Annotated in this window: 16 protein-coding genes; 5 read left to right on the forward strand and 11 right to left on the reverse strand. The window is 39.4% G+C overall.

The features are described from left to right. Positions 1-65: 65 nt before the first annotated feature. The gene (locus LCL91_RS15250; RefSeq protein WP_224883587.1) at positions 66-854 is read left to right on the forward strand and encodes an STAS domain-containing protein; all 789 of its coding nucleotides are present in this window, start codon (positions 66-68) and stop codon (positions 852-854) included. A 41-nt stretch (positions 855-895) separates the two neighbouring features. Here LCL91_RS15250 and LCL91_RS15255 read toward each other — a convergent pair whose 3' ends face one another. From LCL91_RS15255 to LCL91_RS15265, 3 genes are all read right to left on the reverse strand, one after another. After that, positions 896-2209 (reverse strand): lysine N(6)-hydroxylase/L-ornithine N(5)-oxygenase family protein, encoded by a 1314-nt coding sequence (locus LCL91_RS15255; RefSeq protein WP_224883588.1) that lies wholly within the window; start codon positions 2207-2209, stop codon positions 896-898. A 394-nt stretch (positions 2210-2603) separates the two neighbouring features. Further along, positions 2604-3395, reverse strand: a complete 792-nt coding sequence (locus LCL91_RS15260; protein WP_224883590.1) for an ABC transporter permease — start codon at positions 3393-3395, stop codon at positions 2604-2606. A gap of 4 nt (positions 3396-3399) precedes the next feature. Next, positions 3400-4344, reverse strand: coding sequence for an ATP-binding cassette domain-containing protein (locus LCL91_RS15265; RefSeq protein WP_224883592.1), 945 nt, complete (start codon positions 4342-4344; stop codon positions 3400-3402). Between the two features lie 410 nt (positions 4345-4754). Between LCL91_RS15265 and LCL91_RS15270 the strand changes: the two genes are divergently transcribed. Next, positions 4755-4880, forward strand: coding sequence for a DUF2639 domain-containing protein (locus tag LCL91_RS15270; protein ID WP_084006676.1), 126 nt, complete (start codon positions 4755-4757; stop codon positions 4878-4880). Between the two features lie 48 nt (positions 4881-4928). On the opposite strand, the gene LCL91_RS15275 is transcribed toward LCL91_RS15270, so the two are convergent. Further along, a complete protein-coding gene (locus LCL91_RS15275; RefSeq protein WP_224883594.1) occupies positions 4929-5627 on the reverse strand; it encodes a VCBS repeat-containing protein in 699 nt (232 codons plus the stop codon). 122 nt (positions 5628-5749) lie between these two features. Here LCL91_RS15275 and rarD point away from each other — a divergent pair, with 122 nt between their 5' ends. Next, positions 5750-6691 (forward strand): EamA family transporter RarD, encoded by a 942-nt coding sequence (rarD, locus tag LCL91_RS15280; RefSeq protein ID WP_224883596.1) that lies wholly within the window; start codon positions 5750-5752, stop codon positions 6689-6691. Between the two features lie 19 nt (positions 6692-6710). Here rarD and LCL91_RS15285 read toward each other — a convergent pair whose 3' ends face one another. Beyond that, positions 6711-7433 (reverse strand): YqjF family protein, encoded by a 723-nt coding sequence (locus LCL91_RS15285; protein ID WP_224883598.1) that lies wholly within the window; start codon positions 7431-7433, stop codon positions 6711-6713. A gap of 229 nt (positions 7434-7662) precedes the next feature. Between LCL91_RS15285 and LCL91_RS15290 the strand changes: the two genes are divergently transcribed. Both LCL91_RS15290 and LCL91_RS15295 read left to right on the forward strand, forming a co-directional pair. Next, positions 7663-8694 (forward strand): NADP-dependent oxidoreductase, encoded by a 1032-nt coding sequence (locus LCL91_RS15290; RefSeq protein ID WP_224883600.1) that lies wholly within the window; start codon positions 7663-7665, stop codon positions 8692-8694. A 123-nt stretch (positions 8695-8817) separates the two neighbouring features. Further along, on the forward strand, positions 8818-9546 hold the full coding sequence (locus LCL91_RS15295; protein ID WP_224883602.1) for a TspO/MBR family protein: 729 nt from the start codon (positions 8818-8820) through the stop codon (positions 9544-9546). 39 nt (positions 9547-9585) lie between these two features. Here LCL91_RS15295 and LCL91_RS15300 read toward each other — a convergent pair whose 3' ends face one another. The 6 genes from LCL91_RS15300 to LCL91_RS15325 all read right to left on the reverse strand — a co-directional run bounded on the left by LCL91_RS15300 (position 9586) and on the right by LCL91_RS15325 (position 14168). Continuing rightward, complete coding sequence (locus LCL91_RS15300) at positions 9586-10434, reverse strand: YitT family protein (RefSeq protein ID WP_224883604.1); 849 nt, start codon at positions 10432-10434, stop codon at positions 9586-9588. A 255-nt stretch (positions 10435-10689) separates the two neighbouring features. Further along, positions 10690-11322, reverse strand: a complete 633-nt coding sequence (locus LCL91_RS15305) for a response regulator (protein ID WP_224883606.1) — start codon at positions 11320-11322, stop codon at positions 10690-10692. Further along, complete coding sequence (locus LCL91_RS15310; protein WP_224883608.1) at positions 11315-12346, reverse strand: sensor histidine kinase; 1032 nt, start codon at positions 12344-12346, stop codon at positions 11315-11317. Before LCL91_RS15310 ends, LCL91_RS15305 begins: the two co-directional genes overlap by 8 nt. Continuing rightward, positions 12343-13068, reverse strand: coding sequence for a cell wall-active antibiotics response protein LiaF (gene liaF / locus LCL91_RS15315; RefSeq protein WP_224883609.1), 726 nt, complete (start codon positions 13066-13068; stop codon positions 12343-12345). The genes LCL91_RS15310 and liaF overlap by 4 nt, the downstream gene beginning before the upstream one ends. Positions 13069-13175: 107 nt before the next feature. Further along, positions 13176-13814 (reverse strand): PspA/IM30 family protein, encoded by a 639-nt coding sequence (locus LCL91_RS15320; RefSeq protein ID WP_224883610.1) that lies wholly within the window; start codon positions 13812-13814, stop codon positions 13176-13178. A 21-nt stretch (positions 13815-13835) separates the two neighbouring features. Then, positions 13836-14168, reverse strand: a complete 333-nt coding sequence (locus LCL91_RS15325; protein WP_224883611.1) for a flagellar basal body rod protein — start codon at positions 14166-14168, stop codon at positions 13836-13838. Positions 14169-14328: the final 160 nt, after the last annotated feature.

Raw genomic sequence — 14328 nt, forward strand, 5'->3', positions numbered from 1 at the left:
TAGGCATTCTAACCTCTTTCCACTATAATAAAAGAAAAAGTTAGTTGAATTACGGAGGTAGTGAGTTGGTAGAAACAACTTTTTTTTCACATAGTGAAACAGTTAGGGCTCTTAACAGTTTAGGAGATAATATATTCGTATGCGATTTAGACTTAAGAATAGTCTGGTTTAATGACCAGGCCGAAACCTTATTACACTCAATCATCTCTTATTTGCATATTAATCATCCTTTAGATCTGATTGGAAAAAGCATTGCTGAATTTCATCAAAACCCTTCACATCAAAGAAACATTTTACTTCATCGTCTTCCATATGAAAGTACCATCACTTTATTCGACCGCTTTGCGGCAAGCATTGTGATATCGGAATACAAAGATGATGCAGGAGTTAAGATAGGATACCTTCTTGTGTGGCGTGATGTTACGGAAAGACAAAAAGAGCTTCAGGAAACTAAAAAACTAGTCCATGAATTGTCTACTGTCATTATTCCTACAGTAATCGATAATGCCATCCTTATCCCCCTTATCGGGACAATGAATGAAGAACGAACAGAAAGGCTCGTTCAAAGGACATTGAATTACTGTGTAACGAACAATACTGATTACGTATTACTTGATTTCTCTGGACTGTCCGAACTGGATAATAGCTCAGCACAAGTCCTCTGTGAAACGATGACCAAGTCTCTGGCTTTGATGGGTGTTATCGTCGTTTATGTCGGAATTACAAAGCAAGTCGTGCAGTGGCTAATGAACCTTAACTTAGATCCGACTATCCCCACTTTTGCTACATTTCGTCAGGGCATTAACCATGTTGTCAATCTTGAAGGTTACTCGCTCGTTTACGAGAAAAGATAAAAAAGAAGCTGAACGATTCAGCTTCTTTTTTGTGCTACATTTTATACTAATTTGTTGTTATCTTTACTAGAAAATTGTTGGAAAACCGTATTAGTGTTCACTTTAAAAAGAGATTTTCCTGCTACAGCATTTAACACTCGCTTATTTCGCTCGACTGAAAGAGCCAGGTTCGTAGCTCCCGTTCCATGTGAATGATCTAGGTTTGTTAAGGAAAAAATGTGATTCACTCTTCCGTCTTTAAAAACGAGTTGTTGATCTCGTTCCACTTTAAACCGCTTCTCATCTTCCCATTCAATTTCATTCTCTATACGTTTAAACCATTCTGGAAAATGAGGCTTGTATCCAGTAGCCAGAACAATTTTTTCGGTTTTGACCTCGAACTCATTGTCCTCTTGCCACTGTCTGCAACTTAACTCATAGTGCCCCTCTGACTTTTCCACTCCATTTACTTCTGCTAACGGTTGAATCATAACGTCTAACGGTTGCTCAGAAGAGCGATGATAAAGAAGGTGATAAATGTTTTTTAATGTAGATGGATCGATTCCTTTTCTCAATGTACCAAGCGTTGAAAGGGCGTCTTTACGAGCGTTAAACGAAAGACCGTGAAAGTAACTCACATAATCAGGCGAGAATACTTCCTGACCTAATTTCGCCGATTCTAATTGAAAGAAACCTGCTGATCGCGTTAGCCAATTTATCTGATAACCATATCGCTCTTGATCATGAAGGAGATCATAGAATACTTCCGCAGCACTTTGTCCCGATCCTACTACTGTAACGGATTTTGATTTTTTTAACTCTTTTTCATGGAAAAGGTAATGATTCGTATGAAGAACGTCTTCAAGTGGATATGATTCAAATCCTTGTGGAATATTTGGTACGCTCCCTGTACCAAGAACAACGTGCTTCGCTTGAATGACAGCAGAGCGTTTCGTTTTCACATCCTCAATTGTAACGTTATAGGATTCTTTTTCTTGAGCATAGTTCACATCAATTACTCTTTTACCAAAAAAACAATTTGATAATTTTGATGCTACCCAGCGAGTATAAGCATTGTATTCCTTTCTCGGAATATCTAATTTATTAAAAAAATAAAATTGGTAAAGACGATCATGTTCATGTAAATAATTTATAAACGTATAAGGACTTTTTGGATCTGCAATCGTGACAAGATCAGCTAGAAACGGAACTTGCAGATCCGCTCCATCAATCAACATGCCTGGGTGCCAATTAAATTCCTCTTTTTGATCAAAATAAATTGCGTCTACTTCTGATTCATCCGCAAGGGCTGCCATACCTAAGTTAAATGGACCTATCCCAATTCCTACTAGATCGTATTGTTTTGTTGTATCCACTATTTCCACGTCCTTTTATCTACATTACAAATTCAATTGATTTGCTTGATCGAAACACTTGGATGCTCGCATATCTTGTTTTACCCTATTTCTGCCACTTTTAACTCTTAAAATACATATTCATCCCCCATCATTTATACCGCCCTACTATAATGGTTATTATTAACAGGAGAGGATTTTTAATGATGACGAACTACGCATTCGAATTATACCTAACTGAGGTAGATCAACCTTTTTCAGGATGGGACTTTTTTATATCACAGACATGGAACGAGTAAGTGCCACTCCGCTTCCATGGTCTTACACTTCTTCAGTGATTAAACCATTCCGAATAAGTGAGAACGAAGTTGAAGATTGGCTACAAAAAAGAAGCGCGCAGTAAGCTTGCGCGCTCTTAGTCAGCACTAACCGCTTTTGAGGCACTTATCGCTGAGAAGCTAATCGTAATGGCACATAAGAGTGCAATCACTAAGAATCCCCTAACAAGTGGCCAGGCTTCCCACCCGTCAATGAAAACCGACCGCATGGCTTCAAATAAGTAGGTCGTTGGATTAATCGTTGCTGCTACTTTTAACCAACCTGCTTCGATTAATTCATAAGGTACGAAAGTCGTACTTAGAAATATAAGTGGAAAAAAGACGAAAGTACCGGCCTGTGCGGATTGGGCATTTTTTGTTCTTAGTGCCACACCAACTGAATACCCCGCAAATGCAAGCCCCCAACCAAGCGTTAACAATAAAACAACGATTACTCCGCCAAACCCAGCTGCCACTTCTAGACCAAGAAAATAAGCGACAACTAGGATTAAAACCGTTTGAATCAGCAGCTGTAGCATCCCTGCAATAATCGGTCCAAGAACAATTGCGAGCCTTGAAGAAGGTGTAAGAAGAAGACGTGAAAAATACCCATTTTCTAAATCCTTCACAAGAGCTTGCCCCGCACCACCTGCTCCTCCAATCGCTGCTGAAACGATTGATACTGGTAAAATAAACGCCAGGTAATTGGCTCCTTCAAATGCCGGAAGCTCTGAGATTCCGCTTAAACCTCCTTCATACACAAACAGGAAGAAAAGACTAATAATGAGGTTAGGAATAAAGATTAATGGATTTCGAATGATCGTAATGATACTCCTTTTTGTAAATACAAATGTATCCACGAGAAAAGAACCCTTTTTTTGTTCACTCATGCCCTCACGCCCTTTCCTTCTGTTCATTCGTGACATTAATAAAGACATCATCCAAAGATGGAGGTTTTACATTCAATGTTTTCGGCGAAAGGTTATGTTCATCAAGTTTTCGGACGAGATCAGGGAGGAGTTTGGTACCGTTCTCTGTATAAAGCGTTACCTCATTTTTTGAGCGTTCAATATTCTCTCCAACATCTACAAGAATTTGACCTGCTTGCTCTGCTTCTTCATCCAGTTCAAATAAAAGTTGAATGGCATCAAAGCCGAGTGTTCTTTTCAACTCTTCAGCACTTCCAGAAGCTACGATTTTCCCTTGATTAATAATACTAATACGATCTGCTAATTGATCAGCCTCTTCAAGATATTGCGTTGTGAGGAAGATTGTCGTGCCTTCTTCTTTATTTAATCTCTTAATTTCTTTCCAAATAGCTTTTCGGTTAGAAGGATCGAGTCCGGTTGTCGGTTCATCTAGAAAAAGAATTTTAGGCTTATGAACTAACGTTAGAGCGAGATCTAGTCTCCTCCTCATACCACCAGAATATTTTCCACATGGGCGATCAGCGGCATCATTTAAGTCAACTAAAGCAAGTAACTCAACAGCTCTTATTTTCGCTTCTTTTTTAGTGAAGCCAAATAACCGCGCCTGCATTTCAATTAATTCTCTTCCCGTTAGTACCGGATCGATTCCCGTTTCTTGTAAGGCTACTCCAATGTTCCAGCGCACGCGCTCTGGTTCTTCCCCAACATCAACTCCGCCAATCCGAATGGATCCTGTGGTAGGTTTAACGAGTGTAGTTAAGATCTGAACGGTTGTCGATTTTCCCGCGCCATTCGGACCAAGAAAAGCAAAAAACTCTCCTTCAGCCACTTCAAAACTGACGCCCTGCACCGCCTTCACATCACCTTTATACGTCTTTACTAGATCTTGAACTGAAATAGAACCATCCATGCCCGCTCCCCTCTGTTATCGATACGCTTCACGTCGACCTTCTCTTTTCCACGCTGTTATACATACATTCGCCTCAGAACTACCTTCTCCTTTAAGCGTGCATGCAAAAAACCTCATCGTGTATGAAGGGGTAATAGTACGAATAAGAAAATTTCGTATGCACTCTATGGTGATACTCGAAGACAAAAATGGCACGTCGCTCATAAGCTAGTCAAAAAATCCATGCATACTTTTCCTTTCTCTTATGATTCATTTTGCTTTTTAATTTGTTATAAGTTAATAAGAATAATTTCCACTAAAAGAATTACTGTTTTCCCCTTTTCAATAAATCCAATGGATGATAACATGGTTGACGGTTAAGGTTTATAGAATAATCCTTATAGAATTTTCATTAGAGAAAGGATGGTTCGATGCATTACGCAAGCAAAGGCTGGTACGTTGAACAGCTTAAAAAACATGATGTACGTTACATTGAAGGACGCAAGACAGAGAAATTTAAGAAACACGTACTTGCAGCTCTTCTTGAAAAGCAATAAATTGAAGTTCCTATAAAGGGGGACCCTCCCCCTTTTTTTACATACCATCTATCCAAAGATACATAACGTTTGATACATCGGAACGAATTGGTTTTCTTTCCACTGAAGCGGTGTTGAAAGAAAGCCTAGTCCATCCGCATTGTATCTGCCGATTACCCTCTGATAAACCAATAATTCATCCACTCCATCACGTTGCAAGTCGATTGGATATACGCCTCCTGGAGGCAGCACGTCACCTGCGATTGGTGCTTTTAATTGGCCATTCTCCTTATATATTTCCGAAAGATATTCCTTTCCCTTATAAAGCAAACTCACAACGTAACTCTGATTTAACGTTTTATTTTCGACCTTCGCTTGATAGTAATCAAGATAATTCACCTCATAAGTAAAAGACTCATAAAAGCTTTGTTGATCAAAAAGTAATTTTAAAGATAGATTGAGATAAGAATACAGAAAGTCATACGTGATGCCTCCACTTCCTCCTGAATCCGTGCGGACTAATATTTCCTTCACCTTACTCCCTGTAAAATCTCCCAAATAAAGAGTAGGCCGATAGCCACTACTGCCGGGCAGTGAGAAAGAAACCTCTCTTCCCAAACCGTCATTCTGAATCGTTAACAACACCTCATCGACAAACGGCGTGTCGGGTCCATAAGGTTTGGTACCAGTAAGACGAACAAGATCTGGTAATCCATTACCTGTTACGTCTCCAATTTGTTGATCTAATAAAATTCGTTCAAGTCTCATTACCTTTGCCCTCCTCCCTCTTTTACACAATGTATGTTACTATGAGAACTCTTTTTCATTGTAATGATTTGGAAAGGGAGCTAAACTGGTAAGAGTGACATTATTGAAACGAGGATTCGTATATGAAGAACTTAGAGAATGAACAAACAATCGGTATACTTTCCGGTGCAGGCGCCTACTTCTTATGGGGGGTTCTTCCGCTATATTGGAAGCTAGTCGGGAGCGTGCCATCTGAAGAAGTACTCGCTCACCGTATCATCTGGTCATTTGTTTTTATGTTAATCATTCTAGCTGTGCTCGGGAAAATCTCTTCTTTTAAAGGTGAACTGTACGCCATCTTTCGCCAACCCAAAAAGCTAATGGCTATTGCCTTTGCTTCTTTATTTATTACAATTAATTGGTTTGCTTTCATTTGGGCGGTTAATCACGATCACGTGATTCAAACAAGTCTTGGATATTACATCAATCCTTTAATTAGCGTTCTTCTTGGAATTCTATTTTTAAAAGAAAGACTGTCATTCTGGCAGCTGATATCTTTCATGCTTGCGACAATTGGCGTATTAAATCTCGTTTTCCGTTTTGGGGAAATACCATGGGTTTCTCTTATTCTCGCGATGAGCTTTGGTTTATATGGCTTATTGAAAAAGAAAGCAAGGCTTGGTGCTTTAACAGGACTTACCATTGAAACACTACTCATCACGCCGTTTGCATTAATCTATTTAATGACAGTGCGCTCTAGCGTTGCGGATGCTTTATATATTCAGGATTCAGTTATTTTCGGTCTATTGCTTGGTGCAGGAATCGTAACGGCTGTCCCACTCCTTCTATTTGCAAGTGGCGCTAATCGCATCTCTCTTTCCATGATTGGCTTTTTACAATACATCGCTCCCACGCTAATGCTTGTACAAGGTGTATTTCTTTATGATGAATCATTCACTTCTGTACATGTCGTCAGCTTTACGTTAATTTGGGCAGCGCTCATACTTTTCAGTTTTGCCCGTACGAAATTATTCCGTAGAATTGAACCACCTTTCTTTCAAAGAAAACATTCACTAGAATCTTAGCAAGACAACAAGCCCCGCTTCACTTCGAAGAGGGACTTGTTGTTTTTGTTATCTTTTCAAATGGCCACAAATAGGTTGTCACAGATCTAGAAAAATGAGTGATGTAAGGTTCATGATAGTAATACGACTGAGAGAGGGTATCTCGGAGAACAGCCACGTCTACTTTTTGGAGCGGCCACTTATCATGCCTAATCTCACCCTGATAAACGTTGTTTTCACGTACGATAAAAAGCCGATCTCTTTCTGTCAGCCAGTAATCAAGATTTCCTTCTGTTGTCTCGAAGCTATCACCTACTGGTTCGTAAATAATGTGATAATCGGCTTGTTTAGCATCTTTATGGGTTCGTGATGACCAGAAACTAATTTGGTTTCCATCGCTTTTTTTACCCATCTTTGCGTGAAAGTATGGAAGGTGAAAAAAATTTCTAGCAATCGCTACACCTGCTTTATGACTAGCATCAAGGCTAAAGAAATATACTCCACGCTTTTCACCATATTTCACATACGTTCGAACATTCAATTCAAGTAGTCTTGAAGCAAATGGAACCGAAGGCAATCCTCTAAACCGAATATGGGTCATTTCAAATGGAACGATCCCTATCCATGCTTTTCCATCAAACGTATCAACTTCTAATTGAGGTGGAAGCATTGATTGAAGCCAGGAGGGGTCAACGGACCAGTGCAAGAATAAGAGGTCCTCCCAAGTTTGCTTCATAATCCATCCGGTTAATCTTTGACTCAATTGCCTCTCCTCCTCTCACATGTATCATAACCAATTGCGGCGTTTAGAACCATTTGAATGTGCTCTCAACTAAATATCCCCCTCTATCCTGGGTAACCTAACAAATAACACTTTCCATATTTAGAATGCGAATGTTTTGATGAACTGTAATGTTTTATGGTACCGTTTAAGTGGAACAGCTTAGATAGGAAATGAATGAAGCATCAATCATATAATGGAGGGATTATGAATGAGTAAACAAAGACAAATTCATCTAGCAAAACGACCAGAAGGTATGCCTTCAATGGAACACTTCAACATTGTTGAAGCGGATATTCCATCTCCGAAAGATGGAGAAGTTCTTCTGCGCGCACTATACCTTACAGTAGACCCTTACATGAGAGGTCGTATGAGAGATGCAAAATCATACGTCGCACCATTCCAAGTAAATGAACCATTAAATGGTGGTGTTGTAGCTGAAGTAGCAGAATCTAAATCATCACACTTTAATCAAGGTGACGTCGTGATCGGGCACTTGAACTGGGAAGAATATTCAGTAGTTAACGAAAAACACCTTCGCAAAATCGACCCAAGTGTTGCACCAATTACTACGCACCTTGGAATTCTCGGCATGCCAGGGCAAACGGCTTATTTCGGTCTTTTAGATATCGGTCAACCTAAAGAGGGCGAAACAGTAGTCGTCTCAGGCGCTGCTGGAGCAGTAGGCTCTGTAGTTGGTCAAATCGCTAAGATCAAAGGCTGCCGTGTCGTTGGAATTGCTGGTTCTGATGACAAGATTGATTATATTAAAAACGAGCTTGGCTTTGATGAAGGCATTAATTACAAAACACAGGATGTCTATCAAGCATTAAAAGACGCTTGTCCAGACGGCATTGACGTCTATTATGAGAACGTTGGTGGCGAAATTGGCGATGCCGCTATTAGCTTACTAAACAAATTTGCTCGCGTCCCTGTATGTGGCGCTATCTCTTCTTACAATAATAAAGAAGCAGATCTTGGTCCACGCGTTCAAGGTAAACTAATTCAAACAAGTTCTCTCATGAAAGGCTTTGTTGTTGGCGACTATTCTGATCGTTTTAATGAAGGTGCTGAACAACTTGGTAAATGGCTACAAGAAGGCAAATTAAAATACGAAGAAACAATCGTAGAAGGATTCGAAAACGTTCCAAATGCATTCCTTGGCCTTTTTGAAGGTAAAAATCTTGGAAAACAACTTGTTAAAGTGGCAGATCCAGAATATGCTACACTTCCTAATCGCTAAACAAATACACCTGCTCCTTAAACGGAGCAGGTTTTTTGTATGTGCTCATGCACATAAAAAGACGGTTATCTTTAAGGTGAAGAAGGAATAGTATGTACTATAGACTATTCCAAGGAGGTTCTTATGGGAAGATTTCTTCTTAATCTTATTGCTTATATTATCGTCGTAACGGTAAACGGGCTAGCTAATGCACTTCCACTAAATGGACAAACGACTGGAGAAATTTCAAATAGACTAAATGTATTGTTTACACCTGCTGGTTATGTGTTTAGTATTTGGGGATTAATTTATCTGTTGTTAGGAATATGGGTTATCCGCCAATTCCCTAAAAGTCGTCGCGATCTGCCAGTCTATCAGAAAACGAGCGGACTATTTGTATTAAGCTCCATCCTAAATAGTCTATGGATTTTCCTATGGCATTATGAATTCTTCGGACTATCTGTTATTGTTATGCTTCTTTTACTCTTAACTCTCATCAGACTATACACGAAAGCAAAAGCAGCAGACGGATCCTTCTTTGACTTACTCCCTTTTTCCGTATATCTTGGGTGGATTAGCGTAGCGACAATCGCAAACATTAGTTATTATCTAACCTACATCGACTGGGATGGTTTCGGCTTATCTGATTCTTTATGGACTATCCTTCTTTTAATTATCGCCACAATATTGGCGCTTACTTTCCTAAAAAAAGAGCAAGATTGGGTTTATCCGCTCGTATTTGTATGGGCCTTTATTGGAATTGGCGTAAAAAATCAAAATGGAGACGTACCGCTGGTCGTCTATTCATCCTACTTTCTTGCTGCACTTATCTTCATCGTCACTATTGTGTATGCTATTAAAAATAAACGCTAAATAAAAGCCTCGTTTCCAAAAGGAAACGAGGTTTATCAATTAAGCAAGTGATTTAAAGTCCTGACCAAGAATTTCCTTCATACTATGAACTGTTATAAAGGCTTTTTGATCAACCGCACCAACGTGCTTTTTCAATTTTAGGAGATCTTTTCTTCCAAGAATCGTTGTAATCACTTCTTTTTCATCTGAAGTAAACGCGCCTCTTGCTGTGTGAATTGTAGCGCCTTTCCCAATTACTTCAACAATAAAGGAACGAATTTCTTCACTCTCTTTACTAATGATTACAATCTCTTTCTTTGCTTCAAAGCTTTGAAGCGTATAATCAATCACTAAGCCGTTTAATATGACACCAAATATTGCATACATTCCGATTTCAGGTCCAAATAAGACGACTGAGAATAGGGCAATTGAAATATCTGAGACTAGAACGGCTTTCCCAACATCCATTGAGAAGAATTTATTGAGAATCATCGCAATGATATCCGTACCGCCAGTAGAAGCTTTCTGATGAAAAACAAGTCCCATACCAGCTGCAGCAATACACTGTCCAATGATCAATTGAATCAAGATATCCTGACTAAATGGCTCAGTCACCGGGATAAAGCGCTCAAATGCCCATACAGCAAGTGATAACGCAAAGCTTGCATAGATCGTTTTAACACCGAATTTAGGTCCGAGAAAAAGAATTCCAACTAACAAAAGAACTGCGTTCAAAATAATCATGAACATTCCGACTGACAGGTTTGGGACAAGATGGTTCATCAGAATCGACAAACCACTGACTCCCCCTGTTGCAAGACTATTAGGAGAAAGGAAGAAATGAACGTGGGTAGCAACACCGAGCGCACCCAAAGTAATTAGCAGATAAGTTTTGATGTGATGAAGCATCTATTATCCCTCCCGTTGTTTTGTTTTCGTTTCGTAAGCACAATCGGGATTATAATAGGGATTTAATACTTTGTAAACAACCTAAACCTAAGATTTTTAATTGAAGCGGTTACAATGGATAAATAGGCTTTTAGTACTATGATATCAACTTATTTCGACAGTGATATACAAGAATTTTCTTAATTTTCGGTGCTGATGGTTTGTTTTTTTGCATCAAAAAAAGCAAAAACGCTTTCTGTTTTTGCTTTCTTATCATCAATTCACAAGGTTATGTTTAAATGCGTAAATAACAGCCTGAGTTCGATCCTGGACCTCAAGTTTACCAAGGATATTACTTACATGAACTTTCACGGTTTTAAGAGCAATAAAACATTCATCTGCGATTGTTTGATTTGCTTTACCCTGGGCCATTAATAAGAGTATTTCCATTTCTCTTTCCGTTAACTCTTCATGAGGTAGCGTTTGAACCCGGTTACGCATGCGTGACATCATCTTCCCAGTCACTTCAGGTTCAAGTACAGATTCTCCATGATAGGTTTTTCGAACGGCATTCGCAATTTCCACAGCTTTTGATGTTTTTAGCATATAACTAGTGGCGCCAGCTTCAAGGGCAGGATACACCTTCTCATCATCAAGAAAGCTAGTGACAATAATAATCTTTGCTTCAGGCCAATCTGCAATAATGTGCTTCGTTGCTTCAATACCATCCATCTCTTCCATTACAAGGTCCATGAGAATAATATCAGGCCGAAGTGAAAGAGCCAGTTCTACCCCTTTCTTTCCATTGTCTGCTTCTCCAACAACGGTAATATCTGCTTGAGCTGACAAATAAGACGATACTCCGATTCGCACCATTTCATGATCATCAACAAACAACACTTTAATCATTTCGTTCCCCTCCAACGTGTGGTACGCTCACCTCTAGTCTTGTCCCCTTTTGTGGCAAGCTGACTAACTTAAGAACGCCTCCAATTTCTAATGCTCGTTCATGCATATTTTGTAGACCATATGAGGTAACTTTCTTCTCATCCATCTTAAATCCAATACCATCATCAACAATTCTTAAAATTGTTCGCCCCTCACGCCGAATAAGAAGAACATCAAGTGTTGATGCTTTCGCATGTCGCAACGTGTTGGAAACACATTCTTGTAAAATACGAAAGAGGTGGTCTTCTACACCCTTATCTAGTTCGAGAGTTTCAAGTTTCCAACTCACATCAATTGGAACCTTTTGTGACAATTCGTTTAGAAGTTCCTTTATTCCTTCTTCAAGAGAACGATCCTTTAAAGCGGCTGGTCTAAGATGAAGTAAAAGAGCGCGCATTTCCAGCTGAGATTGATGAATGGTTTCCTCGACCATTTTAAGATGCTTTGTTTCTAAGTCATCCGCTTCCTCACGCGTCTCTGTGATTGAACTCATGAGCATTGAAGCAGCGAAAAGCTGTTGGCTAACTGAGTCGTGTAGTTCTCTCGCAAGACGATTCCGCTCTTCTGACACAACTTGTTGGACACGCTTCTCATGATCTTCTGCTTTTTCATTCGCTAGCTTTTGAGCTAATCTTACCTGCTCATTTATCCGATTTTGCAGTTTGCTAATCTGTTCAAAAACGCCATTTAGAACTGTGCTGTTTTTATTATGTATCGTGCGTCCTTTATCCAGTTCTTGAAGCGTATCAGCCACATATTGAAGCTCTTTACTAACGTAAAATCCCGATATTCCTCCAGCAACTCCTCCAAGTATAATTGTCATAATTGGAACGATTAACCCAAACGGTAGATCCATTAAATCTTTTTCAAATAATAGAGAGAAGGAGGCGATTGGATAGACGGATAAGTAAGCTACAGTGAAGAGGAAAAGCAGCAAGAGAGAGAGCAACGCACCAATGAACATATGACGCTGTATCACACTCATACGCGCTTCACCTCTAAATCCCCTGCAAACATGGAGGTTACAAGCTTCACTTTCTCAGAAGCTTCCTCATAGCCTTTCGTCTTGTAAGAAAGGACTTGATTGAACATGCCAGGCTCTCCATGCTCAAATAGTGTGGCAGATCCGAGCATAGAAGAATGCTGTATACTAACTTCAAGCTCGTACGGAACAAGAATTTGAATTTTGCCCACGATGTTACGAATCATAATAATCGATTCGCCTTTCGGAAGGACCGTATAGCTTAAGTCAATAACCGTTTCTCCAAAGCCTGCCTGGATATTCACATCATTCCATTCATACACATGTTCATGTGTCCTTTGTTTTCCGACCCATCTGTTTTGAAAAATCGTCTCTTGATACATAAGATCTTCTTCCACTTGCTCTGGCTTTTCTAATACGGGACGGATTTTCTTAGGTTTTTGTTTTGACTGATAGAGTTGAAACCCAAGATAGACTAACAATACGAGTAAAAAAAATTTAACAACAACCATGTTCATAATGGTTGTAACAAAAAAGAAAATACCCCCTCCCATAAACACCTTTCCGGAAGTTCGTGGCAAACGCTTTCTTCCCATGTAAATCAATACACCGGAAACGATTAACAAGAATAGAAGGCCACCATTTAAAGAAACTTCTAGTAATATTAGAATGACTCCAATAATAAGAAGCCCTTTAACAGTGTCGCTATTTAAATTTCTCCACATCGGCGTCCCTCCATTCCTAAATCCATCTATCTGATTATTCTTGAATCGCTCATGACCAAAAAAGGCGCATGCGCCTCTTTTAGAATACCATTATTCCTCTGGTTGTTTTAATGAGTTTCTTGCTTTTTGGTCTTTTTTTCTAAATCATGAAATTTCATATCCATGCTCGAAACATAATAATCTCGATTCACCTTTTTCTCAAGTCTTTCAATATACTTTTCCATCTCATCAAAGCGATGGAATGTTTGGTTGTGATGATGACTCTCTTCCAGAATCACGTCCATTTTGTGATGGGCTCTTACGATATTTTCCTTTCCCATCAACTCCATTCTCTTGAGCGACATATCTTTCAACTTATGCTTCATCTTTTCATGTTTTTGTTTAAGACGCTTCAGCTCAAGTCCTGCTTCATCTACTAATTGAGATAACCGATCTGCTCTTTCTTCATACTGAACTTCCTCTTGTTTAGCAAATTCGTATAAATCCGATTCTCCAGCTTCACTTGCTAGAATAGCCTGTCCCGCCCGTTTCTCTGCATTTCTTCTCGCTTTAACTAGTTCTCTTCTAAACTCATCTAGAAGTGTCGACTGTCGTTCAACGAGTTTCCCCGCCTTCTCCACTTCCTGTTCGCACTGTCTGAGGTAGTGATTTAACATTGACAGTGGATTTTTTTGTTCTTTCTGGTCCAGCATATTGTGAAAATCAGCTTCGATTGACTGTTTGATACGGGTTAGTAAGTGTGCCATTTCATTTTCTCTCCTTTTATTTTAGCTTCGTTTAAGTTCATCCCACTGCTTTTCGAAACTAGTGAATGGATCCTCTGACTCTCCCGGCTCATCCCATTTTTTATAAATAACATAGAGGACATAGACCGCTATCAGGCCAAGGAAGGCTGGTATATTTGCCACAGCTGTGCTTAAACCGATGATCCCTATCATTCCCCAGATAACTTTTCCAGTTGTTGAATCTGATTTAAGAAATTTCTTAGTTGCAACGTATAAGATACCAAGACTTATAATCATGCCTACTAGCGAACCAAGGTTTGCTAGCAAAACAATCGCAGCAATGATCCCTACTAATAGTAAACCTGCTTTCTTCATTAAGGTCGCCTCCTTTCATATCCTTATTCTATCTTTTGTCATAAGCTTTCATAATGAGCTAGAGCTTTATCTTTGCATAAGACCTGAGGCCTAGTTAAATCACAGGTTGACTCAAGTATGCGGGTAAAGCCTGTTCTATCTTAACTAAACGAATCATGGT

The organism is Guptibacillus hwajinpoensis (genome assembly GCF_020171785.1).
GTDB classification, from domain to species: Bacteria; Bacillota; Bacilli; order Bacillales; family Guptibacillaceae; genus Guptibacillus; species Guptibacillus sedimenti.